Origin of the sequence: Sphingopyxis sp. Root1497 (assembly GCF_001427085.1) — a bacterium.
Taxonomy (GTDB): Bacteria; Pseudomonadota; Alphaproteobacteria; order Sphingomonadales; family Sphingomonadaceae; genus Sphingopyxis.
Window position 1 is genome coordinate 346,926 of record NZ_LMGF01000003.1, and the last position, 26,114, is coordinate 373,039.

At 65.6% G+C, this 26,114-nt stretch carries 26 protein-coding genes; 14 read left to right on the plus strand and 12 right to left on the minus strand.

Annotation, left to right across the window (positions count from 1 at the left end; translation table 11 throughout):
* Window positions 1–17: 17 nt before the first annotated feature.
* The 5 genes from ASD67_RS05185 to hisB all read right to left on the minus strand — a co-directional run bounded on the left by ASD67_RS05185 (window position 18) and on the right by hisB (window position 3,947).
* Window positions 18–1,106: a calcium:proton antiporter gene (locus ASD67_RS05185; RefSeq protein ID WP_056344355.1), complete on the minus strand. Its 1,089-nt coding sequence runs from the start codon at window positions 1,104–1,106 to the stop codon at window positions 18–20.
* A gap of 50 nt (window positions 1,107–1,156) precedes the next feature.
* Complete coding sequence (gene hisF, locus ASD67_RS05190; RefSeq protein ID WP_056344357.1) at window positions 1,157–1,921, minus strand: imidazole glycerol phosphate synthase subunit HisF; 765 nt, start codon at window positions 1,919–1,921, stop codon at window positions 1,157–1,159.
* 76 nt (window positions 1,922–1,997) lie between these two features.
* A complete protein-coding gene (gene hisA / locus ASD67_RS05195; protein WP_056344360.1) occupies window positions 1,998–2,753 on the minus strand; it encodes a 1-(5-phosphoribosyl)-5-[(5-phosphoribosylamino)methylideneamino]imidazole-4-carboxamide isomerase in 756 nt (251 codons plus the stop codon).
* On the minus strand, window positions 2,741–3,349 hold the full coding sequence (hisH, locus tag ASD67_RS05200) for an imidazole glycerol phosphate synthase subunit HisH (RefSeq protein ID WP_056344362.1): 609 nt from the start codon (window positions 3,347–3,349) through the stop codon (window positions 2,741–2,743). Before hisH ends, hisA begins: the two co-directional genes overlap by 13 nt.
* A gap of 10 nt (window positions 3,350–3,359) precedes the next feature.
* On the minus strand, window positions 3,360–3,947 hold the full coding sequence (gene hisB / locus ASD67_RS05205; protein WP_056347034.1) for an imidazoleglycerol-phosphate dehydratase HisB: 588 nt from the start codon (window positions 3,945–3,947) through the stop codon (window positions 3,360–3,362).
* An 87-nt stretch (window positions 3,948–4,034) separates the two neighbouring features.
* Here hisB and ASD67_RS05210 point away from each other — a divergent pair, with 87 nt between their 5' ends.
* The 4 genes from ASD67_RS05210 to ASD67_RS05225 are packed head-to-tail and all read left to right on the plus strand — an operon-like array spanning window position 4,035 to window position 6,632.
* The gene (locus tag ASD67_RS05210) at window positions 4,035–4,514 is read left to right on the plus strand and encodes an SspB family protein (protein ID WP_056344365.1); all 480 of its coding nucleotides are present in this window, start codon (window positions 4,035–4,037) and stop codon (window positions 4,512–4,514) included.
* A 1-nt stretch (window position 4,515) separates the two neighbouring features.
* Window positions 4,516–4,830: a hypothetical protein gene (locus tag ASD67_RS05215; protein ID WP_056344368.1), complete on the plus strand. Its 315-nt coding sequence runs from the start codon at window positions 4,516–4,518 to the stop codon at window positions 4,828–4,830.
* The gene (gene fumC, locus ASD67_RS05220; protein WP_056344370.1) at window positions 4,827–6,242 is read left to right on the plus strand and encodes a class II fumarate hydratase; all 1,416 of its coding nucleotides are present in this window, start codon (window positions 4,827–4,829) and stop codon (window positions 6,240–6,242) included. Before ASD67_RS05215 ends, fumC begins: the two co-directional genes overlap by 4 nt.
* Window positions 6,243–6,263: 21 nt before the next feature.
* Entirely contained in the window at window positions 6,264–6,632 is a 369-nt protein-coding gene (locus ASD67_RS05225; RefSeq protein WP_235535575.1) for a hypothetical protein, read from the plus strand.
* A gap of 54 nt (window positions 6,633–6,686) precedes the next feature.
* Here ASD67_RS05225 and ASD67_RS05230 read toward each other — a convergent pair whose 3' ends face one another.
* Both ASD67_RS05230 and ASD67_RS05235 read right to left on the minus strand, forming a co-directional pair.
* Window positions 6,687–8,993, minus strand: coding sequence for a TonB-dependent receptor (locus tag ASD67_RS05230; protein WP_056344377.1), 2,307 nt, complete (start codon window positions 8,991–8,993; stop codon window positions 6,687–6,689).
* A gap of 203 nt (window positions 8,994–9,196) precedes the next feature.
* Entirely contained in the window at window positions 9,197–9,763 is a 567-nt protein-coding gene (locus ASD67_RS05235; protein WP_056344380.1) for a DUF2585 domain-containing protein, read from the minus strand.
* 49 nt (window positions 9,764–9,812) lie between these two features.
* Here ASD67_RS05235 and gmk point away from each other — a divergent pair, with 49 nt between their 5' ends.
* The gene (gene gmk, locus ASD67_RS05240; protein WP_056344385.1) at window positions 9,813–10,481 is read left to right on the plus strand and encodes a guanylate kinase; all 669 of its coding nucleotides are present in this window, start codon (window positions 9,813–9,815) and stop codon (window positions 10,479–10,481) included.
* 12 nt (window positions 10,482–10,493) lie between these two features.
* Here gmk and ASD67_RS05245 read toward each other — a convergent pair whose 3' ends face one another.
* The 4 genes from ASD67_RS05245 to ASD67_RS05260 form a co-directional block, all read right to left on the minus strand.
* Window positions 10,494–10,937 (minus strand): acyl-CoA thioesterase, encoded by a 444-nt coding sequence (locus ASD67_RS05245; RefSeq protein WP_056344387.1) that lies wholly within the window; start codon window positions 10,935–10,937, stop codon window positions 10,494–10,496.
* 1 nt (window position 10,938) lies between these two features.
* Window positions 10,939–11,721 (minus strand): SDR family NAD(P)-dependent oxidoreductase, encoded by a 783-nt coding sequence (locus tag ASD67_RS05250; protein ID WP_056344390.1) that lies wholly within the window; start codon window positions 11,719–11,721, stop codon window positions 10,939–10,941.
* Between the two features lie 109 nt (window positions 11,722–11,830).
* Entirely contained in the window at window positions 11,831–13,000 is a 1,170-nt protein-coding gene (locus ASD67_RS05255) for an acetyl-CoA C-acetyltransferase (RefSeq protein ID WP_056344392.1), read from the minus strand.
* A 127-nt stretch (window positions 13,001–13,127) separates the two neighbouring features.
* Window positions 13,128–14,282, minus strand: coding sequence for an acyl-CoA dehydrogenase family protein (locus tag ASD67_RS05260; RefSeq protein ID WP_056344395.1), 1,155 nt, complete (start codon window positions 14,280–14,282; stop codon window positions 13,128–13,130).
* 226 nt (window positions 14,283–14,508) lie between these two features.
* Between ASD67_RS05260 and ASD67_RS05265 the strand changes: the two genes are divergently transcribed.
* The 3 genes from ASD67_RS05265 (at window position 14,509) to ASD67_RS05275 (ending at window position 18,453) form a co-directional block, all read left to right on the plus strand.
* The gene (locus tag ASD67_RS05265; protein ID WP_056347036.1) at window positions 14,509–15,378 is read left to right on the plus strand and encodes an SMP-30/gluconolactonase/LRE family protein; all 870 of its coding nucleotides are present in this window, start codon (window positions 14,509–14,511) and stop codon (window positions 15,376–15,378) included.
* A 219-nt stretch (window positions 15,379–15,597) separates the two neighbouring features.
* The gene (locus ASD67_RS05270) at window positions 15,598–17,712 is read left to right on the plus strand and encodes a M3 family metallopeptidase (protein ID WP_235535576.1); all 2,115 of its coding nucleotides are present in this window, start codon (window positions 15,598–15,600) and stop codon (window positions 17,710–17,712) included.
* Between the two features lie 15 nt (window positions 17,713–17,727).
* Complete coding sequence (locus tag ASD67_RS05275; protein ID WP_056344400.1) at window positions 17,728–18,453, plus strand: hypothetical protein; 726 nt, start codon at window positions 17,728–17,730, stop codon at window positions 18,451–18,453.
* Between the two features lie 24 nt (window positions 18,454–18,477).
* Here the strand turns inward: ASD67_RS05275 and ASD67_RS05280 are convergent, their stop codons facing one another.
* A complete protein-coding gene (locus tag ASD67_RS05280) occupies window positions 18,478–18,921 on the minus strand; it encodes a hypothetical protein (RefSeq protein ID WP_056344402.1) in 444 nt (147 codons plus the stop codon).
* Window positions 18,922–19,044: 123 nt separating this feature from the next.
* Between ASD67_RS05280 and ASD67_RS05285 the strand changes: the two genes are divergently transcribed.
* The 6 genes from ASD67_RS05285 to ASD67_RS05310 all read left to right on the plus strand — a co-directional run bounded on the left by ASD67_RS05285 (window position 19,045) and on the right by ASD67_RS05310 (window position 26,106).
* Entirely contained in the window at window positions 19,045–19,950 is a 906-nt protein-coding gene (locus ASD67_RS05285) for an SPFH domain-containing protein (RefSeq protein ID WP_056347037.1), read from the plus strand.
* Window positions 19,951–19,963: 13 nt separating this feature from the next.
* Window positions 19,964–20,167, plus strand: coding sequence for a hypothetical protein (locus ASD67_RS05290; protein WP_056344404.1), 204 nt, complete (start codon window positions 19,964–19,966; stop codon window positions 20,165–20,167).
* Between the two features lie 3 nt (window positions 20,168–20,170).
* Entirely contained in the window at window positions 20,171–20,413 is a 243-nt protein-coding gene (locus ASD67_RS05295; RefSeq protein WP_056344407.1) for a hypothetical protein, read from the plus strand.
* A 234-nt stretch (window positions 20,414–20,647) separates the two neighbouring features.
* Window positions 20,648–21,334 carry a ribulose-phosphate 3-epimerase gene (rpe, locus tag ASD67_RS05300; RefSeq protein ID WP_056344409.1) on the plus strand — a complete coding sequence of 229 codons (687 nt, stop codon included), beginning with the start codon at window positions 20,648–20,650 and terminating at the stop codon, window positions 21,332–21,334.
* A gap of 18 nt (window positions 21,335–21,352) precedes the next feature.
* Window positions 21,353–23,116 carry a heparinase II/III family protein gene (locus ASD67_RS05305; protein ID WP_056344412.1) on the plus strand — a complete coding sequence of 588 codons (1,764 nt, stop codon included), beginning with the start codon at window positions 21,353–21,355 and terminating at the stop codon, window positions 23,114–23,116.
* 197 nt (window positions 23,117–23,313) lie between these two features.
* Window positions 23,314–26,106 (plus strand): TonB-dependent receptor, encoded by a 2,793-nt coding sequence (locus ASD67_RS05310; protein ID WP_082544860.1) that lies wholly within the window; start codon window positions 23,314–23,316, stop codon window positions 26,104–26,106.
* The last annotated feature ends 8 nt before the right edge of the window (window positions 26,107–26,114 follow it).

Sequence of the window (26,114 nt, forward strand, 5' to 3'; positions counted from 1 at the left end):
CTTCGCGGGGCGACGCATTAAGGCACGAAGGTCGTGAACAGGTAGATCGCAAACAGCATCAGGTGGATCACCCCCTGCAGCACCGTCGTTCGTCCGTTCGCCAGCGTCTGCACCGACACGATCAGCGACAGAAACAGCAACACGGTCGACTTGGCGTCGAGGCCGAGGCTGATCGGCAGGTCGGTCATGATCGACAGGATCGCGACCGCGGGGATGGTGAGGCCGATGGTCGCCAGCGCCGAACCCAGCGCGAGGTTGAGGCTGGTCTGCAAGCGATCGGCCTTAGCCGCGCGCACCGCTGCCAAGCCTTCCGGTGCGAGAATCAGCGCCGCGATCAGCACGCCGAGCACCGCCGGCGGCGCGCCCCAGTCGGACAGCAGCGCGCCCATCACCGGCGACAAATTCTTGGCGAGCAGGACGACCGCGACCAGGCTGGCGAGCAGCAGCGCGCCCGATATCGCGGTGCGCTGGACGGTCGGGGGCGCGGCGTGCGCATCAGGTTCGCCGTCCCCGTCGGCATCGCCGTCGGGAAGGAAATAGTCGCGGTGGCGAACCGTCTGCACCAGCGCGAAGGTCGCATAGAGGATCAGCGACACCGCCGCGACGAAACCGAGCTGGACGGGGGAATAAAAGGACCCCGGCGCGCTCGACGTGAAATTGGGGAGTACCAGCGTCACCACCGTCAGCACCGTCAGCGTCGCGAGCGCGGCGCCGATACCAGTACGCTGGAACCGCTGTTCATGATGGCGGATCGCCCCGCTTAGCAGGCAAAGCCCCATCAGCAGGTTGAGGATCACCATCACCGCCGCGAACACCGTGTCGCGCGCCAGTGTCTGCGCCTTCTCGGGTTCGGCCTGCATCAGGGTCAGGATCAGGCCAACCTCGATCACCGTCACCGCGAGTGCGAGGATCAGCGTGCCGAAAGGTTCGCCGACGCGATGTGCGATCACCTCGGCATGATGGACCGCCGCGACGACGGCGCCCATCAGGATGAAGGCGACGAGCCAGGCGTTCAGCGGCATCGCGAAACTCGCCATCGCGGCGACGAAGCCGAGGATCGGGAAAATGTCGTTGGTACGGTCGGCGATGCGGAGTTTGCTTTGCATCGGGCTTCTATTGCAGTCCGATTCCGCCCTGACCACCCCTCGCAAGCGGATTAATGCACGCGCACTGGCAGTCCCGCTGCGGCGAGCCGCGCATGGGCGTCGGCGATCGTCGCTTCGCCGAAGTGGAAAATACTCGCGGCGAGCACTGCGCTCGCGCCGCCTTCCACCACGCCGGCGACCAGATGGTCGAGATTGCCGACGCCTCCGCTTGCGATCACCGGTACGCTGACTGCATCGGCGATCGCGCGGGTGAGCGCGAGGTCGTAACCGTCCCTGGTGCCGTCGCGGTCCATGCTGGTCACGAGCAATTCGCCCGCGCCGAGGGTGGCGAGCCGCACCGCATGCTCCAGCGCATCGACCCCGGTCGGCGTGCGCCCGCCATGGGTGAAGATTTCCCAGCGGCCCTCTGCCACACGCCGCGCATCGATGCTGCCCACCGCGCACTGGCTGCCGAAACGGTCGGCGATATCGGCGACGAGTTCGGGCCGCGCGACCGCCGCGCTGTTCACCGCGACCTTGTCGGCGCCGGCGAGCAGCAGCGCGCGCGCATCGTCGGCGCTGCGCACGCCGCCGCCGACCGTCAGCGGCATGAAGCAGACTTCGGCGGTGCGGCTGACCATGTCGAGCAAGGTACCCCGCCCCTGATGGCTCGCGCCGATGTCGAGAAAGCAGAGTTCGTCGGCGCCCGCAGCATCATAGGCGCGCGCCGCTTCGACCGGATCGCCCGCGTCGCGCAGGTCGACGAAATTGACGCCCTTGACGACACGCCCGTCGGCGACGTCAAGGCACGGGATGACGCGGACGCGGACGGTCATCTGCTCCCCTCCCACTTGTGGGAGGGGTTGGGGGAGGGCATGTTTCGGGACGGAAGCGCTTTAGACATGCCCTCCCCTAGCCCCTCCCGCCAGCGGGAGGGGAATTGCCCACCGCAATCGCTTCAGCGAGATCGAGCCGCCCGTCGTATAGCGCGCGCCCGGTGATCACGCCTTCGATGCCGTCGGCAACATGCGGGCGCAGCGCGTGGATATCGTGGATGTCGGCGACGCCGCCGCTCGCGATCACCGGGATGGCGACCGCCTTGACCAGCGCGACCGTCGCCTCGACGTTGCAGCCCTTGAGCAGGCCGTCGCGGCCGACATCGGTGAACAGCAGCGCGGCGACGCCGGCATCCTCGAAACGGCGGGCAAGATCCTCGACGCGGACGTCGGAAACATCGGCCCAGCCCTCGGTCGCGACCATGCCGTCGCGCGCATCGACCCCGACGATGATCCGGCCGGGCAGGTCGCGCGCGGCGGACTTCACGAATTCGGGGTCTTTCAGCGCGGCGGTGCCGATGATCACGCGGCTGACGCCGAGCGCCAGCCAGCGGTCGACGCCGGCGCGGTCGCGGATGCCGCCGCCGACCTGCACCTTGCCCGGGAAGGCCGCGACGATGCTCTCGACCGCCGCGCCGTTGACGCTCGCACCCGCGAAGGCGCCGTCGAGGTCGACGACATGCAGATGGCTCGCGCCCGCAGCGGCGAACAGTCGCGCCTGCGCCGCCGGATCGTCGCCATAGACGGTCGCGCGCGCCATATCGCCCTCGGCAAGCCGCACCACCTGCCCGCCTTTGAGGTCGATCGCGGGGAAGATGGTCAGGGCCGCCATGCGAGAAATCTTTCGAGCGTTGCGAGGCCATAGGCCTGGCTTTTTTCGGGGTGATATTGGACGCCGACGATGTTGTCCTTGGCGACCGCGGCGGTGAACCGCCCGCCATGGTCGCTCGTCGCCGCGACGTCGGTCGCGTCGGCGAAATGATAGGAGTGGAGATAATAGGCCTCGCCCGCCGCGATCACCGGATGATCGCCCCCCGGGATGACGTCGTTCCAGCCCATATGCGGGATGCGCAGCCCGGGAGCGGGGGTGAAGGCGCGTACCGTGCCGCCGATCCAGCCGAGGCCATGATGCGTGCCATGCTCCTCGCCTGCATCGGCGAGCAATTGCATGCCGACGCAGATGCCGAGAAAGGGCGCGCCCTGCCCGCGAACGCGCTGTTCCATCGCGTCGATCAGCCCGGGGATCGCGGAAAGCCCGTTCATGCACGCGGCGAACGCACCCACGCCGGGCAACACGATCCGGTCGGCCTTCGCCACGACATCGGGATCGGCGGTAACGGCAACGTCGGTCGCGCCCGCGGCGACGAGCGCATTGTGCACCGAGCGAAGATTGCCCGCGCCATAGTCGATCAGGGCGATGGCGCTCATCGGACGGTCCTTAGAGGACCCCCTTGGTCGACGGAATCGCATCGCCCTTGCGCGGGTCGATCTCGACCGCCTGGCGCAGCGCACGGGCCAGCGCCTTGTACATGCTTTCGGCGATATGATGGTTGTTCTCGCCGTAGAGCGTTTCGATGTGCAGCGTGATCCCGGCGGTCTGCGCGAAGCTCGCGAACCAGTGCGGGAACATCTCGGTGTCCATCTCGCCGAGGCGCGGCTGCGAGAAGCTCGATTTATAGACGCAGTGCGGGCGCCCCGAAATGTCGAGCACGCAGCGCGTCAGCGTCTCGTCCATCGGCGCATGCGCCTCGCCGTAGCGCGCGATACCGCGCTTGTCGCCGAGCGCCTTCGCCACCGCTTCGCCGAGCGCGAGCGCGCTGTCCTCAACGGTGTGATGCTGATCGATGTGGAGGTCGCCCTTCACCTGCATCGAGATGTCGATCAGCGAGTGGCGCGACAATTGCTCGACCATATGGTCGAGGAAACCGATGCCGGTGGACACCGCATAATCGCCGGTGCCGTCGAGATTGACGGCGATCGCGATGTCGGTTTCCTTGGTCGTGCGCTGGACGGTGGCGGTTCGCATGGCCGACGCCATAGCACCCACTTTTCGCGTTGCAAGGCGACTCTCCCCCCTTGACCGGCACGCGACCGGCGTTCATCCCCCTGCGCCATGACTGAAGACGTTCGCGACAGCCTGATTCCCTATGACGAGATCGTGCAGGACGCCCTGCGCGCGGTGGTCGGCCGCGTGCTGCGCCAGATCGAAGGCTATGACAGCCTGCCCGGCGAGCATCATTTCTATATCACCTTCAAGACGCAAGCGTCGGGGGTCGATATTCCCGCGCATCTGATCGCCAAATTCCCCGACGAGATGACGATCGTGCTGCAGAACCGGTTCTGGGACCTGACGGTCGAGGAAGATTTGTTCAGCGTCGGCCTGTCGTTCAACCAGACCCCGTCGATCCTGACGATCCCCTATGCCGCAATCACCGCCTTCGTCGATCCGTCGGTCGATTTCGGGCTGCAGTTCCAGGTCAGCGACGACGGCGCCGAACCCGAACCGCATGACGAGGCCGACAATGATCGCCCCGAGGTGACGACCGAGGACGGGACGAACGTCGTCACCGTGGATTTCGGCAAGAAACGCTAGGATGGCGGGCCCGAACTGGCCCCCCAGCCGCTTCTGGCAATATTGGGCCCTCGCCGGCATGGTCGTGCTGACCGCCGCCTTCTGGTGGGGGGTTGAGGGTTTTGCGCTGCTCGAAAGCGGCGGCACCGGCAGCGATATCGGTGACGGCATCCTGCGCTTCAGCCTGCTCGCGCCGACCCCGGCGCTGGTCATCGTCTGGCTCGCCCCCGGCTGGCTGCGCCCGCGCGTCGGCGACAGCGGCTATTGGCAATTGCTGGGCACCGTCGCGGCGATCTGGGCCGGCGCGGTGCTGGTGACGCGGATGTTGATCGGATGAGCGAAAGTCGGATCGAAAGCGACAGCATCGGCGAGATCGCGGTTCCGGCGGACGCCTATTGGGGGGCGCAGACCGAACGCAGTCGCCACAATTTCGCTTTTCCCGCGCATGAGCGGATGCCGTTGCCGATCGTCCACGCGCTGGCGCGGGTCAAGCGCGCCGCCGCCACGGTCAATCGCAGTCACGGCCTCGATGGCCATGTTGCCGATGCGATCGCCGCCGCCGCCGATCGCGTCATTGCCGGCGAATATGACGATCAATTCCCGCTCGCCATCTGGCAGACGGGCAGTGGCACCCAGTCGAACATGAACGCCAATGAGGTGATCGCGGGCATCGCCAATGAGGCGCTGGCGGGGCAGCGCGGCGGCAAGTCGCCCGTCCACCCCAACGACCATGTCAACATGGCGCAGTCGTCAAACGACAGCTTCCCGACCGCGATCCATGTCGCGGTCGCGATCGAAACGACGAAGCGGCTGCTGCCCGCGATCGTCGCCCTCACCGACGCGCTGGCGGCCAAGGTCGAGGCGTGGGCCGACATCGTCAAGATCGGCCGCACCCATTTGCAGGACGCGACCCCGCTGACTTTGGGGCAGGAGTTTTCGGGCTATGTCGCGCAGCTGATCGCCTGCCGCGCGCGGATCGAGGGCGCGCTCGCCCACAATATCAACAAGCTTGCGCAGGGCGGCACCGCGGTCGGCACGGGACTCAATGCGCCGGCGGGTTTCGATGTCGCGATCGCCGCCGAGCTGTCGAAGACCACCGGTATCGCCTTCGAACCTGCGCGCAACAAGTTCGAGGCGCTGGCGTCGAACGACGGGCTCGTCTTCTTCTCGGGGGCGCTGAACACGCTCGCCGTGGCGCTGACCAAGATCGCCAACGACATCCGCCTGCTCGGCTCGGGTCCGCGCGCCGGCTTCGGCGAACTCGACCTTCCCGCGAACGAACCCGGCAGCTCGATCATGCCGGGCAAGGTCAACCCGACCCAGTGCGAGATGCTGACGATGGTCGCGGCGCAGGTCGTCGGCAACCATCAGGCCGTCACGGTTGGCGGGCTGCAGGGGCATCTGGAACTCAACGTCTTCAAGCCGCTGATCGGGTCGAATGTGCTGCGCTCGATCGACCTGCTCGCAATCGGCATGGCGGGTTTCACCGAGCATTGCGTGATCGGGCTCGAACCCAATCGCGGCCGCATCGACGAGCTGATGAACCGCTCGCTGATGCTCGTCACTGCGCTGGCGCCCGAAATCGGTTACGACAAGGCGGCGAAGATCGCGAAACATGCGCATGAGACGGGATCGACGCTGCGCGAGGCCGCGCTCGATCTGGGCTATGTCGATTCGGACACCTTCGACCGCGTCGTCGACCCGCGCACGATGCTGGGTGCGGAACCGACCCGGCCCTCCGGGAATTGATGGGGAGAAGGAGAGATGGGCATGATCGGCAGGATTGTTGGCGGCGTTCTCGGCAGCGCCATCGGAAAGCAGAAGGGCGGCCACCCCGTCGCGGGCGCGGTGATCGGCGCGGCGACCCTGTTCGCGGCGCGGCGCCTGTTTCCCCAGCGTTATGCCGCGATCGCGGCCTGGGGCGCGGCGGGGTATCTTACCAAGAAATGGGCCGACCGCGTCGCGGCGCGCAAGGCAGCGGAGCAAGCGCATGCGCTCGATCCCGAACTCGCCCGCGAAGGCGTGGTCGATAGCTATGCCGGCACCGGCGAACCACTTTCGGACGGCGAGAGCATGGGCGACGCGCTGCCCCCGGCGATCCCGATCGACGAAGCGCACCCCCGCCCCGTCATCCACTAGGAACCGGCCCGACACCCATGATGAGGGGGCGGGACATAAGCCCCGCCCCTGTCGTCAGAAGTCGAAGCTGACTTCGGCGCCGATGATCCGCGGATCGCCCGGCGCGGTGAGCACATAACCAAGGCTGCCCGAGAAATCGAGAACCGTGGTGCCATAGCGCTTGTCGGTCAGGTTCTTCACGAACAGCGCCACATTCATCGACGGCTTTTCGAAGGTCTTGGAAATACGGAGGTTGAGCAGGCCATAGCCCTGGATCGTCGTCCAGCTCTTGGTCAACGGATCGGTCAGGCTGCTCGGCGCGCCGTCGTGCGTGCCCTTATAGGCGTAGTCGATCTGCGCGCGCAGCGGCCCGCCCGGCATCTCATGCTCATAAGCCGCCGACAGCGACCAGTTCCATGTCGGCAGATAGGGGAAGCGTTCGAACGAACGATCCACGCCGTTGCTGACATAATCGTCATAGCGGGCGTGGACATAGCCGAGCGCGCCGCGCAGCGTAAGGCCGTCGAGCGGCACCGCGGTCGCCTCCGCCTCGAAACCCTTGATCGTCCCCTTCGCGGCGTTGCGCACCACGGTCAGCGTCGGCGGGCTCGGCGGCGGCAGCGAGCTGCCGACGACCACGGTGCGCTGGATCCCGTCATATTTCGAGATATAGCCCGCCAGGTTGAGGCGCAGGCGGCGGTCGAACCAGTCGGACTTGAGTCCCAGTTCATAGTCGGTGACCGTTTCGGGATCGAAGGGCTGGAAGGTCAGCGGATCGGCGCCGCCGCGCAGGTTGAAGCCCCCCGCCTTGTAGCCGCGTGCGGTGCGGGCATAGAAAAGCAGCCCATCGCGCGGCTTGTAATCGAGCGTCGCCATATAGGACCAGTCGGAATAGTTTTGCTTAAGATTGGCGACGCAGCCGGCCTCGGTCGTCACAGTGCCGACGATCGCGGTGGGCAGGTTGCAGCGCAGGAAGGTGCCCAGCGGCCGGTCGACGCGATTGCGCGAATCGAGCGCCTTGGTGTCCTTGGTATAGCGCAGACCCCCGGTCAGGCTAAGTGCGTCGGTAAGCTTGAAGGTCGCCTGCGCAAAACCCGCGATGCTCGAATTCTCGACCGAACCATCGGTGACGTTCACCGTCCGTCCGTCGACGTTGGTGGTCGTGTTATAGTTGATCGTGCGCGTACCGTCGGTGCCCGTTTCGCGCGAATAGAAGGCGCCGAAGATCCAGTTCAGCCGGTCGTCGAGCGACACGCCGGAAATCTGCGATTCCTGCGTAAAGACCTTTTGCCGGGTCGGCTGGCGAACGAGAATGAGGTTGAAGGTCGTCGCATCGAGATCGTGCTGCGTCAGCCGGTCGAGTTCGCGATAGGCGCTGATCGATTTAAAATCGATGCTGTCGTTCAGGCGGATGTTGAGCGTGGCGGAGGTGCCCCATGCCTCGATCCGGCTGATGCTTTCGCCGCCGTGGTTGACGTCGCGATAGTCGGCGTTCTGCGCGAGGATGTCGGCGAGGCTGCCGCCCTGGGCGATCGCGTTGGTCAACAGCGCCGACGTCGGCCGCACCCCGGCGATATGCCAGGCGAGGGTCGAGGTGCTGGCCTTGTTGTAATCGCCGCGGACCGTCAGGTCGATGGCGTCGCTGACGTCCCAGCGCAGCGCCGCGCGCAGGTTGCCGCCGTTGAGGTCGCCGCCGATATATTTGCCGTCGACGCGGTTGCGGCCATAGCCGTCGCGCTTGTCATATTGACCGATGACGCGCAGCGCCAGCGTGCTCGCGAGCGGCACGTTGACGATCGCGGACGCGCCGCGACGCCGATATTCGTCGGTGCGCAGGACGAGCTTGCCTTCGAAATGGTCGGTCGGCTGCTTGTAGAAGATATTGATCGCGCCGCCGGTGGTGTTGCGGCCGAACAGCGTGCCCTGCGGCCCTTTCAATATCTCGACGCGATCGACGTCGATCAGGTTCGACATTTCGGTCGAGATCGTCTTGGCGATGTTGACGCCGTCGAGATAGATTCCGACCGCGGGGTCGGTGGTGAGCAGCGCGTCGGTCTGCGTCTGGCCGCGCAGCGAGATGGCGGTCGAGTTGCGGTCCGCCGAAACCGGGTTGATCGACAGCGACGGCGTCTGTTCCTGCAGGTCGCGGAAGCTCTGGATCGACTGGTTGGTCAGCGCTTCGCCCGACAGCGCGGTGATCGCGAGCGGCACGTCCTGAAGCCGTTCTTCGCGCTTGCGCGCCATGACGATGATATCGCCGTCGATCGCGTCCGACGTGTCGACCGTCTCGCCCGTGTCCTGCGCGAAGGCGGACGGGACCGCCCATCCGCCGATGCCCATGGCGACCATCGTGCCAGCGGCGAACGCCTTGCCAAGCTTCATCTGCCTCTCCCTGACTTATATATCTAGGTTATAGAGGTTGCGCTCGTAGAGAAAATATGACGAACCGTCAACTATGGCCGGGGGTCACGGGTTCGCGGGCTGTCGATCGAGCCGAACGGGTCCGTTCGGGCTGCACCGATTCGCACATCCGCTCCGTCCTCGGGGTCCGGCGCCGCGTCGAAACCGCCCGGCGGTGGAGGCCGTCAGCCGCCCGCCTGCCATTCCTTGATCGCCTCGACCGGCGAGACGAGCATGAGGACGTTGAGCGTCAGATTGTCGCGGATCGTCCACAGCGTGAACAGCTCGAAGACGATGGCAATCGCGACCGTTACCCACCACCGCATCCGGCTCGCCGCGAGGAAGCCCGCGATCATGAACAATGCGTCGCTGACCGAATTGAGGATCGAGTCGCCCGAATAGCCGAACGCCATCGTCACCTCGCGATAACGGTCGATGATGATCGGCGAGTTTTCCAATATCTCCCACGCCGCCTCGATTCCGATCGCGAGCGCCAGCAGGACCCACAAGGGCTGGCGCGGCAGCAGCCAGCGACCAAGGCCATAGAAGATGAAGCCGTGGATGATGTGGCTGAAGCTGTACCAGTCCGAAATCTGCTGGCTGTTCTGGTTCGACTGGACGGTGCCGTGCCACAGGCTGATCGTCCCGCACGGGCAGATCGGCGGGCGCCCCATCGCGAACAGGATCGCGGCGAACACCGCGATCAGCCCCACGGCGACCAGCCAGCCTTTTCGTGAAACCCCCAGGATCATCGTCGCCCTTCCCGCTTGACCGCGCCGCGCTGTCGCGCAATTAGCCCGCATGGCTGAAAGCGTCCACCTCAACCGCCGCGGCGTGTTGTTCGTCCTCTCCTCGCCCTCGGGCGCGGGCAAGACCACCATCTCGAAAAAGATGCTGCTCGCCGATCCGGATATCGCGCTGTCGATCTCGGCGACGACGCGCCCGCCGCGCCCCGGCGAGGTCGACGGCAAGGATTATCATTTCGTCGATACCGAAACGTTCAAGCAGATGGCGGCCGACGGCGAGTTCCTCGAATGGGCGCATGTCTTCGGCCATCGTTACGGCACCCCCCGCGCGCGCGTCGACGAACTGCTCGATGCCGGCAAGGACGTGCTGTTCGACATCGACTGGCAGGGCGCGCAGCAGCTGTATCAGGAGGCCGGCCCCGACGTCGTGCGCGTCTTTGTCCTGCCGCCGACGATGGAAGAACTCGAACGGCGGCTGCGCGCGCGCAACACCGACAGCGACGAGGTGATCGCCGCGCGCATGGCGCGCGCGGCGAACGAGATCAGCCACTGGGACGGCTATGACTATGTGCTGATCAACGATCAGGTCGACGAATGCTATGGCGAAGTCATGGCGATCCTGCGCGCCGAACGGCTGAAGCGTCGTCGCCAGATCGGCCTGATCGGCTTTGCCCGCGACCTGATCCGGTCGGTCCCGGACAGCGATACGACGATCGACGAATAACAGGGACAGTCCCTATGGATTGGCCGGCGTCACCAGCTTGTCGGTCAGTTCCGCGACCATCTCGGCGCGCAGCGGCTTGGCCTGACCGTCGGTGCGGCACACGACCACGGTGTCGCAGCTTGCGATCGCGCGGCCATTCTGGAACATCGCCTGGACGATCGTCCAGCTCGACGTGCCGATGCGGCCGATGCCGCTGGTGATCGTCACCGGGTCGGGGAAATTGCCCTCGCCCAGATAATTGATCTCGACCATCGCGACCATCGTCCGCTCGTTCGCGGGGCGATCGATCAGCGGCCGCACCTCGCGGTTGAGGAGCACCCGGCCACTTTCGAACAAGGCGGCAAAGGCCACATTGTTAAGGTGGCCGTTGATGTCCATGTCCTGGAACCGCGTCTGCAATTCGATAGACGCGGGGTAGCTGGCGGCATCGAGCCGCCAGCTTTCCGGCTTGGCCATATCAGCGCGGGCCCATGCGGATGCCGCCGTCGAGGCGGACGTCCTCGCCGTTGAAATAGCCATTCTCGATCATCGTCAGCGCGAGACCGGCATATTCCGCCGGGTTGCCGAGGCGCTTCGGATTGAGCACCGAGGCGCCCAATGCGTCGCGGACATTCTGCGGCGCGCCCGCGAGCAGCGGGGTGTCGAAAATGCCCGGCAAGATCGTGTTGACGCGGATGCTCTCGCTCGCGAGGTCGCGCGCGATCGGGATCGTCATGCCAACGACGCCGCCCTTCGATGCGGAGTAAGCGGCCTGGCCGATCTGGCCGTCCTCGGCCGCGACGCTCGCGGTGTTGACGATCGCGCCGCGCTCGCCGTCTTCCATCGGCGGCAGCGTCATCATCCCCGCCGCCGACTTGGCGATGCAGCGGAAGGTGCCGACGAGGTTGATCTGGATGATCCAGTTGAAGGCATCGAGCGGGAAATGCTTGATGCTGCCGTCTTCCTTCGAACGGCTCGCGGTCTTGATCGCGTTGCCGGTGCCCGCGCAGTTCACGAGGATGCGCTCCTGGCCGATCGCTTCGCGCGACTTGGCGAAAGCGGCATCGACCGACGCGTCGTCGGTGACGTTACATTCGCAGAACACGCCGCCTAGTTCGGCCGCGAGTGCGGTGCCCTTTTCTTCCTGCAGGTCGAAGATCGCGACCTTGACGCCCTTAGCCGCCAGCGCGCGCGCGGTCGCGGCGCCGAGGCCCGAGGCGCCGCCGGTGACGACGGCGGAAACGGTGGAATCGAGTTTCATATTGGTCTCCCTAGTTCATATTCGTCGCCCCCGCGGAGGCGGGGGCCGTTGGCAGCCTCGCGCTACCCCGATAGCGGCCCCCACCTTCGCGGGGGCGACGCCAAATTGCTTACAGCCGTTCGATGATCGTGACGTTGGCCTGGCCGCCGCCTTCGCACATCGTCTGGAGGCCGTATTTGCCGCCGGTCGCGTCGAGCACGCCGAGCAAAGTCGCCATCAGCTTGGTGCCGCTGGCGCCGAGCGGGTGGCCGAGCGCGATCGCGCCGCCGTGGACGTTCAGGCGCGCATGGTCGGCACCCAGATATTTCAGCCAGGCGAGCGGTACCGGCGCGAAGGCCTCATTCACTTCATAGGCGTCGATGTCCTCGATCCTCATGCCCGCCTTCTTCAGCGCCTTTTCGGTCGCAAACAAAGGTTCTTCGAGCATGATCACCGGGTCGCCCGCGGTCACCGAAATATGGTGGATGCGTGCACGCGGGGTGAGGCCATGGTCCTTCAGCGCCTGTTCCGAAACGATCAGCGCGGCCGACGCACCGTCGCAAATCTGGCTCGACGAAGCGGCGGTGATCGTGCCGCCTTCCTGCAGGATCTTGACCCCGGCGATGCCTTCCAGCGTCGCGTCGAAACGGATTCCCTCGTCGACGAGATGCATCGCGCGGCCTTCAGGGGTGTCGATGTCCAGCCCCACGATCTCACGCTTGAAATGGCCCGCCTCGGTCGCTGCCTTGGCGCGGCGATGGCTTTCGAGCGCGAAGGCGTCGAGGTCGTCCTTGGTGAAGCCATGCTTCTTGACGATCATCTCGGCGCCCATGAACTGGCTGAACATGATGCCGGGATATTTTTCCTCGAGCCGCTCGGACTTGTAGTGACCGAGGCCTTCCTTGATGAAGAGCGTCGCGACGCTGCCCATCGGCACGCGGGTCATGCTTTCGATGCCGCTGGCGAGGACGATGTCCTGAGTGCCCGACATCACCGCCTGCGCCGCGAACATCATCGCCTGCTGCGACGATCCGCACTGACGGTCGATCGTCACCGCGGGGATCGAGTCGGGCAGGTTCGACGCGAGCACGGCGTTGCGGCCCAAATCCATCGTCTGCTGCCCGCCCTGCGACACGCAGCCGGTGATGACGTCGTCGATCTTCGACGTGTCGAAATCGTTGCGGTCGGCGATCGCATCGAAGACAGCGGCGCCAAGGTCGACGGGGTGGACACCGGCGAGCCGGCCGCCGCGCTTGCCGCCAGCGGTACGAACGGCATCGACGATATAAGCATGAGCCATGGGGAGTTCCTTTCTTCGTGGGGCGCAATAAATAGGGACAGTCCCTATTTATGCCCGGTGACATCAAATTGCCGGGCGACTGTTCTGCATAAATAGGGACTGTCCCTATTTATTGCTCATGCCGCCGTCAGAGTTTCCGCCCGATCAATTCCTTCATGATTTCGTTGGTGCCGCCGAAGATCCGCGTCACGCGCGCGGCGCGCCAAGCGCGGGCGATCGGATATTCGTTCATATAGCCCGAGCCGCCGAACAGCTGGAGGCATTTGTCCATCACCTCCCACTGCAACTCGGTGTGCCACAGCTTCGCCGCGGCGCCCTCTTCGGGGGTCAGTTCCTTCTTCATGTGACGCGCCAGCGCCCAGTCGAGATGCGCCCAACCGACCTGGAGCTTGGCCTTGAGGTCCGCCAGCACGAAGCGGCTGTTCTGAAAATCGAGGATCGGCTTGCCGAACGCCTTGCGGTCGCGGGTATATTCGACCGTGTCGTCGAAGGCGCGCTGCGACGCCGCCTGCGCGCTGACCGCGATCGACAGCCTCTCTTGGGGAAGCTCGCTCATCAGATAGATGAAGCCCTGTCCCTCTTCGCCGAGGCAGTTGGTGATCGGGACGCGGACGTCGTTGAAGAACATTTCCGAGGTGTCGGCTTCGTCCTGCCCGATCTTGTCGAGATTGCGGCCGCGCTCATAGCCCTCGCGATCGGCCTCGACGAGGACGATCGACACGCCCTTCCATGCCGGCTGGATCTCGGTGTCGGTCTTGACGCAGACGAGGATCAGGTCGGCGTTCTGGCCGTTGGTGATGAAAGTCTTCGACCCGTTGATGACATAATGATTGCCATCCTTCTTCGCGGTCGTGCGCATGCCCTGAAGGTCGGAACCGGTGCCCGGTTCGGTCATCGCGATCGCCGTGATCACCTCGCCCGCCACCATCTTGGGCAGCCAGTGCTTCTTCTGCTCTTCGCTGCCATATTTGACGATATAGGAGGTGACGATGTCCGACTGGAGCGAGAAGCCCGTAGTGGCGCGGCCGTAATAGGCGCTTTCCTCGTCGACGATCGCATTATAGCCGAAGTCGAGGCCGAGACCGCCATATTCCTCGGGCACCGTCGGGCACAGCATGCCGAGTTCGCCCGCCTTGGGCCAGATCGACTTGGGAACGATCTTGTCCTCGGCCCATTGCGCGGCGTTGGGGGCGACTTCCTTTTCGAGGAACTGGCGGACCGTGGCGCGGAACGCCTCATGATCCTCGCCATAGGCCGAGCGCGACAGGTTATCGAGCGACATCGTCTTCTTCTCCCGTATGACGGCCGGACGAAAGCGGGGAGCCGGCGCGCGTGTATGGCCGCGCTGGCGCGCGCCCTTCGCCCGCCACCTGACCTTACGTTTACGTGCACGTCAAGTAGAAATGCCGTTACGGCATGAATGTCGCGGCATCGCTCGCACAAAGCCGCAGCGACGAATAGGTTTGCAGGCGCTGGGCAGCGGCGACGGCGCAGGTTACAGCGCGCCGATGGTCCAACTTCTCCTCGATGCCGGCGCCTTGCTCGGCGAGTCGCCGCGCTGGCACGCCGGCGAAGCCCGCCTCTATTGGGTCGATATCGACGCGCAGCAGATCCATCGGCTCGATCCCGCGACCGGCGACCATGACTGGATGCAGTTGGCGGAACCGGTCGGCTGCGTCGCGCCGCGCGCGAGCGGCGGACTGATTGCCGCGCTCGGCGACGGCTGCGCGCTGATCGATGACTGGGGAGCCGTACCGCGTCCGTTCGGTCCCGCCGCGCTCGCCGAGCTGCCGCACCAGCGCTTCAACGACGGCTGCGTCGACAGCGCCGGCCGCCTGTGGATCGGCAGCCTGACTGCCGACAAGCCGAAACGCGACGCCGCGCTTTACCGTCTCGACCCCGACGGCAGCCTCACAAAAATGCTCGGCGGATTGATGACCAGCAACGGCGCGGCGTTCAGCACCGACGGGCGCACCTTCTACCACGCCGATACGCCGACGCACCGCATCCATGCCTATGATGTCGATCCCGCGACCGGGACGCTCGGCGAAGGCCGGTTGTTCCACGAATTTCCCGAGGGCAATGGCCGCCCCGACGGCGCCGCGGTGGATGCGGAAGGCTGCTATTGGTCGGCGCTGTGGGATGGGTGGCGGATCGTTCGCATGTCGCCCGCGGGCGAACTGCTTCAGACGGTCGACTTGCCCGTCCAGCGGCCGACGATGCTCGCTTTCGGCGGCGACGATCTGTGCACCGCCTTCGTCACCAGCGCGGGCAAGAATTTGACCGAGGGCGAGCGGACGGCGCAACCGCATGCGGGCGGGGTGTTCAGCTTCCGGGTCGATGTGCCGGGGCTCGCGCAGCCGATGTTCGAGGGGTGAGTTCCTCGCTGTCGCCTTGCGGCGGGAGGGTCGCAGGCCCCAAACTTGCACATAACCGTCACATCTGGTTAAGACGCCCGCCGACATGGTTTCACCCGAAACCTTTTCCACCGGGAGATTCGAAACATGCCGCGCAACGCGCCCCTTTTTGCCCGCCGCCAGTTTCGCCGCGCGTCGATGATGCTTGCATCGACTGCGCTGCTTGTGGGTTATAGCCAGATGACCCACGCCGCCGAAACCGCCGCCCCTGCCCAGCCGGCCGCGACAGCGCCCGCCGATGGCAACCCGCTGCTCGCGCCCTGGACCGGCCCCTTCGAAGGGGTACCGCCGTGGGACAAGCTCGATCCCGAACTCTTCCCCGACGCCTTCACCCAGGCGATGGCGGAGACCAAGGCGCAGGTGCAGGCGGTGATCGATAACCCCGAACCCGCGACGTTCGAGAACACCCATGTCCCGATGATGCTCGCCGGCGACACCGCCGACCGCGTGTTCGCGCTGTGGGGCGTGCAATCGTCGAACAAGTCGAACGACCGCGTCGAGGATATCGACGCCGAGTGGAGTCCGAAAATCTCCACCTTCTATACCGAGCTGTTCCTCGAGCCCAAGCTCTTCGCGCGCTACAAGGCGGTCTATGACGCGCGCAACACGAGCGGCCTCAATGCGCAGCAGATCCGCATCGTCGAGCGCAGCTATGATGAGATGGTCCGCGACGGCGCCAACCTGTCGGCCCCCGACAAGGCCAAGCTGGTCGCGATGAACGCCAAGCTCGAAGGGCTGTTCTCGACCTTCTCGTCGAAGCTGCTCGGCGACGAGAAACTTTATACCTTCGTCACCGACAAGGCCGAACTGGCGGGTCTCGAACCCGGCTTCGTCGCGTCGCTGGCGTCGGCCGCCGAAGCCAATGGCAAACCCGGCCAGTGGGCGATCAAGAACACCCGCTCGTCGGCGCAGCCGGTGCTGCAGAACGCCACCAACCGTGCGCTGCGCGAAAAGGTGTACAAGGCCTTCGTCAACCGCGGCGACAATGGCGACGCCAACGACACCAACACGACGATTGCCGAGATACTGAAGCTGCGCCAGCAGCGCGCCGAACTGCTCGGTTTCCCCAACCATGCCGCGTACCGCATGGCCGACACGATGGCGAAAACCCCCGCCAACGCGATGGGCCTGATGATGAAGGTGTGGCCCGCCGCGGTCGCGCGGGTGAAGGAAGAGGTCGCCGACATGCAGGCGATCGCCGACGCCGAAGCCAAGGCCGGCAAGGGCCCGAAGCTGACCATCGAGCCGTGGGATTATCGCTTCTACGCGGAGAAGGTTCGCAAGCAGAAATACGACCTCGATGAGAGCGAGGTGAAACCCTATCTTCAGCTCGACAAGCTGACCGAGGCGATGTTCTGGTCGGCTGGGCAACTCTACGACCTCGGCTTCCGCGAAAACACCGGCACCGTTCCGGTCTTCGATCCCAAGGTCAAAACCTTCGAAGTCTATAACCTCAAGACGAACGAGAATGTCGGGCTGATCTATCTCGACAATTTCGCGCGCGACGGCAAACGGTCGGGCGCGTGGATGACGACCTATCGCAGCCAGCAGACGCTGGGCGGCGAACGCAATGTGCTCGCGTCGAACAACAATAATTTCACCGAAGGCGCGAAGGGCGAGCCGACGCTGGTCAGCCTCGACGACGCGACGACCTTGTTCCACGAATTCGGCCACGGCATCCATTATCTGCTGCAGCACATCTATTACCCCGCGCTCGCCGGGGTACCGCGCGATTTCGTCGAATTCCCGAGCCAGGTGAACGAGAACTGGCTGATGACCCCCGAAGTACTGTCGAAATATGCGACGCACTACAAGACGGGCGAACCGATGCCGCAGGCGCTGGTCGACAAGATCCTCGCGTCGAACAAGTTCAACCAGGGGTTCGAGACGGTCGAATATCTGTCGAGCGCGATCGTCGATATGAAGATCCACGACCGCAAGACCCCGCCGACCGACATCGACAAGCTGGAACGCGACACGCTCGCCGAAATCGGCATGCCGAAGGAAATCGTCATGCGGCATCGCCTGCCGCAGTTCGGCCATTTGTTCAGCTCGGACGCCTATTCGGCGGGCTATTATTCCTACCTCTGGTCCGAAACGATGGACGCCGACACCTGGGCGGCGTTCACCGAAGCCGGCGGCCCGTGGGACCGCAAAGTCGCCGACAAGTTCCGCACCATATTGCTGATGACTGGCAACGAAACCGACCGCGCCGAAGCCTATCGCGCGTTCCGCGGCCGCGACCCCGATGTGAAGGCGCTGCTCCACAAGCGCGGCTTCCCGACCGGCGAATAAGCGAGAGGGGCGGCCATGCGCAGACGCGTTTTTCTGACGCTGGCCGCCCTGATCCTGATCGCGGTGAGTGTCGCCTATGCGACGCGCGACGGGGCGCCCCGCGACCAGACACAGGGACAAGAGTCTTCGACCTACCTGCCGATCGGCAACATTCCGTTCGGGCGATATGCTGGCGAGGCGGAATTCATGGAAGAGTGGATCGCCCAAGCGCTGCGCGCAGCCAAGGAGCCCATATTGTCCCGCGCGGGAGACCGCCGCGATCAGGCCTATATCCTCAGGCTCAGCTTCCTTCCGTCGTTCGATGGTGCAACGATCGTTCGCATATCTTCCCGGGACGGCCGCAGCGGCGAAGCGCTCGTCACGACACTGGATGATCGGGCGGACATGCCGCCAACCGCCATCGCCGAGCAAACAAGGATTAGCCTTTCTCCCGCGAGGCTTTCCCATATCAAGGCGCTCGCGGAAAACGCGCAGATTGCGTCAGCCCCGTTCGATAACGATATGGCGGGATGCGACGGCATGGCGGTCTTCTTCGAAATCGGCGACACGCGAGGATATCGGGTCATAAAGCGAGGCAGTTCGGGTTTTTCGGCGGCCCAACTCGCATTGATGCGCGCACTACTGGATCTTCATAAATCGCCGAGGGCCAAAGCCGCCGAATATCTTGACGGCGATGAACCCGTTGAAGAGACCGCCCTGCCAGCGAACTGGTGGAAAGAGCTAAAAGAATGGTGGCGCTGAGCAAAGGCGGTGGATTCCCCGCGATCACCCCAGCCCCTTGCGGCGCAGATGTTCGTGGGTCGCGATCGCCAGCGCGTAGAAGGCGACGTCGGCGAGCAGTTTGCCCGCGAGGATGCCGAGCGCGGGGCCGAGCAGCCAGACGGTGAACCCGATCGCCGCGGGACGGATGACGAAGGTGTCGAGCAGTTCGGCGGGACCGAATTCGACGAGCAGCAGCGCCACCGCGCGCCAGCGCCGCCCCGGTGCGGCGGTCCACGCCGCCTGCGCGCCCATGACGCCGTAAAAGCCGACATTTTCCACCATCGCCGCGGCGTAAGCGGCGCCGACCAGCGGCGCGCCCATCGCGCTCGCCGCCAGAAAGCCGCCATAGCTGGTGGCGACCGCCGCCACTTCGGCGGGGCCATAGCGGCGTAGCCAGCGGTTCAGGCGGGCGGGGAGGCGTTCCGTAATTTGTCGATCATCGCGCATATCGCCGATATTGGGGTGCGAAGGCCGGGCTTGGCAAGCCCGGCCAGCGGCGCCGGAAACCGGCGTGTTGACAGCCGTGAAATTCGATATAAATATGATATCATAATTATATCGGAGGGCATGATGACTGATTCGAATGTGGCCGCGGGTTTGAACCCGACGCGGGAAGTGCGCGCCGCGACCGCGAGCGGCTATCTGATGCTGCTCGTCTGGCTCGCGCTGCTTGGCATCGCGGCCTGGGCGGCGATCACCAACGCGACCGCCGACGTCCAGGTCGCCTGGAAATGGGCCGTCGTCGCCGCGAGCGCGGTGGCCGGCCTGCTGATCCTGTGCGGATTTTACCTGATCAACCCCAATGAAGCCGCGGCGATCCAGCTGTTCGGCAGCTACAAGGGCACCGACCGCGAAGCCGGGCTGCGCTGGGTGCTGCCCTGGCTGACCCGCAAGAAGATCGCGGTGCGCGCGAACAACGTGATTTCGGACAAGATCAAGGTCAACGACCTGCGCGGCAACCCGATCGAGATGGCGGCGCAGGTCGTGTGGCGCGTCACCGACACCGCGCAGGCGCTGTTCGACGTCGATGATTACAAGGAATTCGTGATGGCACAGATCGAGGCCGCGGTGCGCTCGATCGGCTCGCGCTATCCCTATGACGATATCGAGCATCAGGAAATCACCCTGCGCGGCAATCATGACGAGGTCGGGGTCGAGCTGCGCAAGGCGCTGATCGAACGGCTGAGCGTCGCGGGGATCACCGTCGACGAATGCGGCCTGACCCACCTCGCCTATGCGCAGGAAATCGCCGGCGCGATGCTCCGCCGCCAGCAGGCCGAGGCCGTGATCTCGGCGCGCAAGAAGCTGGTCGAGGGCGCGGTGACGATGGTCGAGATGGCGCTCAACCTGCTCTCCGAAAAGGGCGTCGTCGAACTCGACGACGAGCGCAAGGCGGCGATGGTGTCGAACCTGATGGTCGTGCTGTGCGGCGAACGCGACACCCAGCCCGTGGTCAACGCCGGCTCGCTTTACTGAGGCGGATGAGGCCGTGTCCCCGTCGTCCAAAAAAGCCTTTGCCCTGCGGGTCGATCCGGCGCTCTACGCCGCGATCGAGCGGGCGGCGGCGGACGATTTGCGCAGCGCCAACGCCCAGATCGAGGTGCTGCTGCGCGAGGCGCTGGCGCGGCGCGGGATCAGGGTCAAGCCGCCGGTCGCCGCCAAACGCGGCCGCCCGCCGAAAGAGGAAGGCTGAAAAATGCTGCATCTGTTGCTGGACAAGAAGCCCTGGTTTCGTCCCAAAAATAGCGGTTATGGCAGCGGGTTGCCGATCGCCTGGCAGGGCTGGCTGTTCATGGCGCTCCACATCGCGCTGATCACCGGCATCGCGACGCTGCTGCGCGACCGGCCGGCGATGATGACGATCGCGATCGTCCTCGCGGGCCTCGCGCCGCTGCCGATCTATCGCGCCCGCACCGAGGGCGGCTGGCGCTGGCGATGAACGGTCCTCCCTGTCGCGAAGCGATGGGGAGGTGGCAGCCGCGCAGCGGCTGACGAAGGGGCCGACGCCGTCAAAGGCTGGCGCAAGGCCGCGGCCCCTCCACCACCGCTTCGCGGCGGTCCCCCTCCCCACGGCAGCGCCGCAGGGAGGACCTTGCCGCCATCGCGCCTTTTCCACCGCTGGCGCCGAAGGCCCGCTTGCCCCCCAAGGGGTTGATGGTTAAGGCCGGTGGTCATGTCCCCCGTCACGCCCCCGTCACACATCGCCCCCGTCCGCATCGCCCCGTCGATCCTCAGCGCCGATTTCGCGCGATTGGGCGAGGAAGTCCGCGCCATCGAGGCCGCCGGCGCCGACTGGGTGCATATCGACGTCATGGATGGCCATTTCGTGCCGAACCTGACGATCGGCCCCGCAGTGGTGAAGGCGCTGCGCCCGCACAGCAGCCTGCCCTTCGACGTCCATCTGATGATCTCGCCGGTCGATCATTTTCTCGACGCCTTTGCCGCCGCCGGCGCCGACATCATCACCGTCCATCCCGAGGCCGGACCGCACATCCACCGCAGCATCCAGCACATCAAGTCGCTGGGCAAGCAGGCCGGTGTGTCGCTCAACCCCGCGACCCCGGCGAAGATGCTCGACTATCTGATCGACGACATCGACCTGGTGCTGATCATGAGCGTCAACCCGGGCTTCGGCGGCCAGAGCTTCATCACCAGCCAGCTCCGCAAGATCGAGGCGGTACGCAAGATGATCGACAAGAGCGGCCGCGACATCAGGCTCGAGGTCGACGGCGGCATCGACGTTGCGACCGCGCCGCTGGCGATCGCCGCGGGCGCCGATGTCCTCGTCGCCGGCACCGCGACCTTCCGCGGCGGCCCCGACGCTTACGCCGACAATATCCGAAGCCTCCGCGGCGCCTGATCGGTGAAGGGAAGAGCCTTGACCTCTGCCCCCATCGACCAGCTTCCCGATGCGGGCGACGATACCCCGCCGATCGACGACACGATCGAGCCCGGCAAACGGCTGATCCGCCTGCCCGCCGAAAAGGGCCTGTCGCTCGGCGACCGCATCGCCAATCATTTTACCCGCCTGACCTGGCGCACCCCGCTGCACGCCTTCCGCCTGAAAGGGCGCTTCCCGCTCAAGCTGCTCGGCGTGCCGACCGACCCGATTCCCGGCGACACCCGCGCCGGCACCGCGATCCGCGCCGGGCATTTCCTCCACCGGGGACTCAAGCAGCCGCTCGGCGAGCTGGATTTCGCGGCGCTCTCCGTCGCGCCGACCTTTGCCGACTATCTCCACAGCTTCGCCTGGCTGCGCGACCTCGCCGCGACCGGCGCCCGCGCCGACGGCGCCCCGATCGCCGAGGCGATGGTGCGCAACTGGCTCACCGCGCATGGCGAAACCGTCAGCGAACCCGCCTGGCGCGCCGACAACACCGGCTGGCGCATCCTCTATTGGGCGTTCCATGCGCCGCTGATCCTGTCGTCGAGCGACCTCATCTATCGTTCGGCCGTGCTCAACCATCTCGCGCGCGCCGCGCGCCACCTCGACCGCGTCGCCGACAAGACGCGTCCCGGCATCGGCCAGCTCGTCGCCTGGACCGGTATCGTCGCCGCGTCGCTGCTGATGCCCGGCGGCGAACCGCGGCAGATCTTTGGCGAGGCGGGGCTGCGCAAGGTGCTGGAAACCAGCTTCTACGCCGACGGCGGCAATATCGCGCGCTCGCCGCAGGCGCAGCTCGACGCGATCATGGCGCTGTCGATGCTCGCGCGCGTCTATGACATGCGCCGCATGGCGGTGCCGCCTTTCGTGCAGGAAGTGCTCGCACGCGCGGTTCCGGCGCTGCTCGGGCTGGTCCACGCCGACGGCGGCATGGGCAGCTGGCAGGGCAGCGGGGCGACCGCGGCCGAGCAGATCCAGGCGATCGTGACCGCCAGCGGGGTGCGCACCCGCCCGCTCAAGCAGGCGCGCGACTGGGGCTATCAGCGGCTCGTCGCGAACAAGGTCGTGCTGCTCGCCGATGCCGCGCCGCCGCCGATCGCGCGGGTGACCGAGGCGGGCTGCGCCTCGACGCTCGCCTTCGAACTCAGCGACGGCGCCGACCGCATCATCGTCAATTGCGGCGGCGCGGCGCTGACCGGCGCGACGATCCCCGAGGACCTCGCGCGCGGGCTGCGTACCACCGCCGCGCATTCGACCCTGATCCTCGCCGATTGCAATTCGACCGCGATCCTGGCGAGCGGGTCGCTCGGCAAGGGGGTCACCGAGGTCGAGCTCGACCGGCGCGAGACGCCGCAGGGCAGCCGGCTGGAGATGAGCCACGACGGCTACGCCCGCCGCCATGGCCTGATCCACCGCCGCCTGCTGATCCTGTCGCCCAACGGGCGCGAACTGCGCGGCGAGGACCAGCTGCTCCCCGCCCCGCGCAGCCGCCGCAAGGGCGACAAGGCGTTCGTGCTGCGTTTCCACCTCGGACCCGCGCTGTCGGCGAGCCTCACCGCCGACAAGCTCGGCGCGCTGCTGCGCATCAACGGCGGGCCGCTGTGGCAATTCCGCACCTCGGAGGGCGCGCTCGACATCGAGGAAAGCCTGTGGGTCGACGGCGAAGGCCGCCCGCACCCGGCCGAGCAGCTCGTCGTCACCGGCACCGCGCCCGCGGGCGGTGCCAGCATCGGCTGGATCTTCAAACATATCGGCTGATCGCCGCCGCGCGGCGTCAAAAATCTTCGGGCGCCACTTTCGGCGCAATCCGTAGCGCTGGCGCGGAAACCGCTTTCCTTCTGTTTCATTAGTGTGACACCCCCGTAACACAGCGGTCATAGAGCGCTGTCACTGGCCCCCTCGACTCGTCCGGAGCCAACAGGACCGGACGATCTTTCCACTCTCCAGGGGGATTTATGTCCAAGCTTTTGAATGTCCGGTCGCGCATCCTGCTCGGCACCTGTCTTTCGCTCGCCGCCGCGATTCCCGGCACCGCCTTTGCCTCCGACATCACCGGCACCGTCACCGATGCCACCGACACCCGCGCGCTGCAGGGCACCGAAGTGCGCATCGTCGAACTCGACCGCGTCGCCGAAGCCAGCCGCGACGGCAGCTATCGCTTCGTCGACGTTCCCGCGGGCACCTACACGCTCGAAGCACGCTATAGCGGCGCCGAGCGCGTCACCCGGAGCGTCACGGTCACCGACAGCGGCAATGTGATCGCCAATCTCTCGGTCGGCACCGACGGCTCGATCCTCGTCATCGGCCAGGCCGCCAACCTGTCGAGCAGCCTGTCGCGCCAGCGCGCCGCCGACGGCGTCGAAAGCGTCCTGACCCGCGACGCGATCGGCCAGTTCCCCGACCAGAATGTCGCCGAATCGCTGCGCCGCCTGCCAGGCGTGAACATCCTCAACGACCAGGGCGAAGGCCGCTTCATCTCGGTCCGCGGCCTCGACCCCGAACTCAACGCCGCCTCGATCAACGGCGCGCGCCTGCCCGCACCCGAAAGCGACGTCCGCTCGGTCGCGCTCGACGTCGTCGCCGCCGAACTGATCGAATCGATCGAGGTCAAGAAGTCGCTGACCCCCGACATGGACGCCGACACGATCGGCGCGTCGATCGAAATCCACACCACCAGCGCCTTCGACCGCAAGAAGGACCTGCTCTCGGTCAAGCTCGAGGGCAGCTACAACAATTATGCCGACGCGCTGACCCCCAAGGGCAGCCTCGATTTCTCGACCCGCGTCACCGACAATTTCGGCATCGCCGGCGGCATCAGCTATTACCAGCGCAAGTTCGAAACCGACAATATCGAGGCGGCGGACTGGGACGAGCAGGACGGCAACGCCTTTGCCCGCGAAATCCAGTATCGCGACTATGACGTCGAACGGAAGCGCCTCGGCGGCTCGCTCAGCCTCGACTGGCGCCCGAGCGACACCACCAAGCTTTATGCCCGCGGCCTCTACAGCCAGTTCTCCGACCAGGAATATCGCGGCGACGTGATCTTCATCATGAGCGGCGATCCGCGCGAATCGACCGAGACCAGCGCCGAATTCTCGAGCGCCGACGGCCGCATCGAGGTGCGCCGCCGCATGAAGGACCGGTTCGAAAAGCAGAAGATCGCCTCGCTCGTCGTTGGCGGCGAAACCGAAACCGGCCCGTGGAAGCTGACCTATTCGGGCAGCTATTCGAAGGCGAGCGAGAAGGAAGACGGTTCGGTCGACCCGACGCGTTTCCGTGCGCGCTTCGCGGGCACCGGCGCGAACGAGGTCGGGGTCAATTTCGACTATTCGGACCCGCGCCGGCCGCTGTTCGCGGTCACCGGTAACACCGCCTTGTTCAACAACACCGCGAGCTACGGCTTCAACGAGCTGGAAGTCACCGATCTGTCGGATTCGCAGGATCGCGAATGGATGGCACGCGGCGACGTGGCGCGCGAGTTCGCGATGAACGACGGCACCTTCACGCTGCAGGGCGGGGTCAAGTCGCGCTGGCGTTCGAAGTCCTACGACCTCGACGCGCTGGTCTATGACGGGTTCAACGGCACCTACAACCTCGGCAACGTCCTCGCCGCCAGCTACAATTATCGTATTCAGGATCTGGGGCCGCTGCCCGACAAGCATGCGCCGAGCCTCTTCTATTACGGCAATCCCGACGCCTTCAGGCTCAACGAGGACGACACGATCATCAATTCGACCTCGTCGGATTATGCGATCGATGAGGACGTACTCGCCGGCTATCTGCTCGGCCGCTATGACAGCAGCGCGCTGCGCATCGTCGGCGGGGTCCGTTTCGAACGCACCTATAACGACATCCGCGCCTTCGCGATCAACGAGGACACGCTGGACATCACGCCGAACCGGATCACCCGCAACTACACCGACTGGCTGCCCAGCCTGACCTTCCGCTTCGAACCCGCCCAGAACCTTGTCCTGCGCCTCGCCGGGTACAAGAATCTGGTGCGGCCCAAGCTGTCGAACCTGGCGCCGCGCGTCGTCCTAAACGAGGAACTGGAAGCCGAGTTCGGCAACCCGAATCTGAAGCCCTATCGCGCCTGGAACATCGATGCGTCGGCCGAATATTATTTCGGCAACAATTCGGCGCTGACCGCCGGGGTGTTCTGGAAGTCGATCGACGATTTCATCGTCGAGCTCACCGACACCACCCCGGGCGAAATCCTCGGCATCGATTATACGAAGGCGACGACCTTCACAAACGGCGAGACCGCGAAGGTCAAGGGGATCGAGCTGAGCTTCGCGCAGCGCTTCACCTTCCTGCCTGCGCCGCTCGACGGGCTGCTGCTCAACGCCAACTACACCTTCACCGACGCCAAGGGCACGGTGTTCGCGGGCGACGACCTGACCGATCCGCGCCGCATCAACCTGCCGGCCTCGTCGAAGCACACCTTCAACGTCGCGCTGGGGTATGAAAAGGGCCCGATCTCGCTGCGCGCCGCGGGGACCTATCGCGACAAATATCTCGACGAACTGGGCGGCGATGCCGACGAAGACCGTTTCGTCGATCAGCATTTCCAGCTCGACCTGTCGGCGAAATTCCGCGTCACCAAGGACATTCGCCTGTTCGCCGAGTGGATCAACGTCACCGACGCGCCCTATTTCGCCTATCAGAACTTCGCGGGCGCGAAGCGCATCCTGCAGTATGAAAAATACAGCTGGACCGCGAAGTTCGGCGTTTCGGCGAGCTTCTGATGACGTCG

Excerpts from the sequence above, each read along its gene's own strand:
- ASD67_RS05275 (WP_056344400.1), top strand. The coding sequence starts at position 17,728 with ATGCGCAGACGCGTTTTTCTGACGCTGGCCGCCCTGATCCTGATCGCG.
- hisF (WP_056344357.1), bottom strand. The coding sequence starts at position 1,921 with ATGACCGTCCGCGTCCGCGTCATCCCGTGCCTTGACGTCGCCGACGGG.
- ASD67_RS05270 (WP_235535576.1), top strand. The coding sequence starts at position 15,598 with ATGACCCACGCCGCCGAAACCGCCGCCCCTGCCCAGCCGGCCGCGACA.
- hisB (WP_056347034.1), bottom strand. The coding sequence starts at position 3,947 with ATGCGAACCGCCACCGTCCAGCGCACGACCAAGGAAACCGACATCGCG.
- ASD67_RS05310 (WP_082544860.1), top strand. The coding sequence starts at position 23,314 with ATGTCCAAGCTTTTGAATGTCCGGTCGCGCATCCTGCTCGGCACCTGT.
- gmk (WP_056344385.1), top strand. The coding sequence starts at position 9,813 with ATGGCTGAAAGCGTCCACCTCAACCGCCGCGGCGTGTTGTTCGTCCTC.
- ASD67_RS05255 (WP_056344392.1), bottom strand. The coding sequence starts at position 13,000 with ATGGCTCATGCTTATATCGTCGATGCCGTTCGTACCGCTGGCGGCAAG.
- ASD67_RS05215 (WP_056344368.1), top strand. The coding sequence starts at position 4,516 with ATGGCGGGCCCGAACTGGCCCCCCAGCCGCTTCTGGCAATATTGGGCC.
- ASD67_RS05280 (WP_056344402.1), bottom strand. The coding sequence starts at position 18,921 with ATGCGCGATGATCGACAAATTACGGAACGCCTCCCCGCCCGCCTGAAC.
- ASD67_RS05245 (WP_056344387.1), bottom strand. The coding sequence starts at position 10,937 with ATGGCCAAGCCGGAAAGCTGGCGGCTCGATGCCGCCAGCTACCCCGCG.
- hisA (WP_056344360.1), bottom strand. The coding sequence starts at position 2,753 with ATGGCGGCCCTGACCATCTTCCCCGCGATCGACCTCAAAGGCGGGCAG.
- hisH (WP_056344362.1), bottom strand. The coding sequence starts at position 3,349 with ATGAGCGCCATCGCCCTGATCGACTATGGCGCGGGCAATCTTCGCTCG.
- ASD67_RS05230 (WP_056344377.1), bottom strand. The coding sequence starts at position 8,993 with ATGAAGCTTGGCAAGGCGTTCGCCGCTGGCACGATGGTCGCCATGGGC.
- ASD67_RS05185 (WP_056344355.1), bottom strand. The coding sequence starts at position 1,106 with ATGCAAAGCAAACTCCGCATCGCCGACCGTACCAACGACATTTTCCCG.
- ASD67_RS05210 (WP_056344365.1), top strand. The coding sequence starts at position 4,035 with ATGACTGAAGACGTTCGCGACAGCCTGATTCCCTATGACGAGATCGTG.
- rpe (WP_056344409.1), top strand. The coding sequence starts at position 20,648 with ATGTCCCCCGTCACGCCCCCGTCACACATCGCCCCCGTCCGCATCGCC.
- ASD67_RS05225 (WP_235535575.1), top strand. The coding sequence starts at position 6,264 with ATGATCGGCAGGATTGTTGGCGGCGTTCTCGGCAGCGCCATCGGAAAG.
- ASD67_RS05235 (WP_056344380.1), bottom strand. The coding sequence starts at position 9,763 with ATGATCCTGGGGGTTTCACGAAAAGGCTGGCTGGTCGCCGTGGGGCTG.
- ASD67_RS05285 (WP_056347037.1), top strand. The coding sequence starts at position 19,045 with ATGACTGATTCGAATGTGGCCGCGGGTTTGAACCCGACGCGGGAAGTG.
- ASD67_RS05265 (WP_056347036.1), top strand. The coding sequence starts at position 14,509 with ATGGTCCAACTTCTCCTCGATGCCGGCGCCTTGCTCGGCGAGTCGCCG.
- ASD67_RS05295 (WP_056344407.1), top strand. The coding sequence starts at position 20,171 with ATGCTGCATCTGTTGCTGGACAAGAAGCCCTGGTTTCGTCCCAAAAAT.
- fumC (WP_056344370.1), top strand. The coding sequence starts at position 4,827 with ATGAGCGAAAGTCGGATCGAAAGCGACAGCATCGGCGAGATCGCGGTT.
- ASD67_RS05260 (WP_056344395.1), bottom strand. The coding sequence starts at position 14,282 with ATGTCGCTCGATAACCTGTCGCGCTCGGCCTATGGCGAGGATCATGAG.
- ASD67_RS05250 (WP_056344390.1), bottom strand. The coding sequence starts at position 11,721 with ATGAAACTCGATTCCACCGTTTCCGCCGTCGTCACCGGCGGCGCCTCG.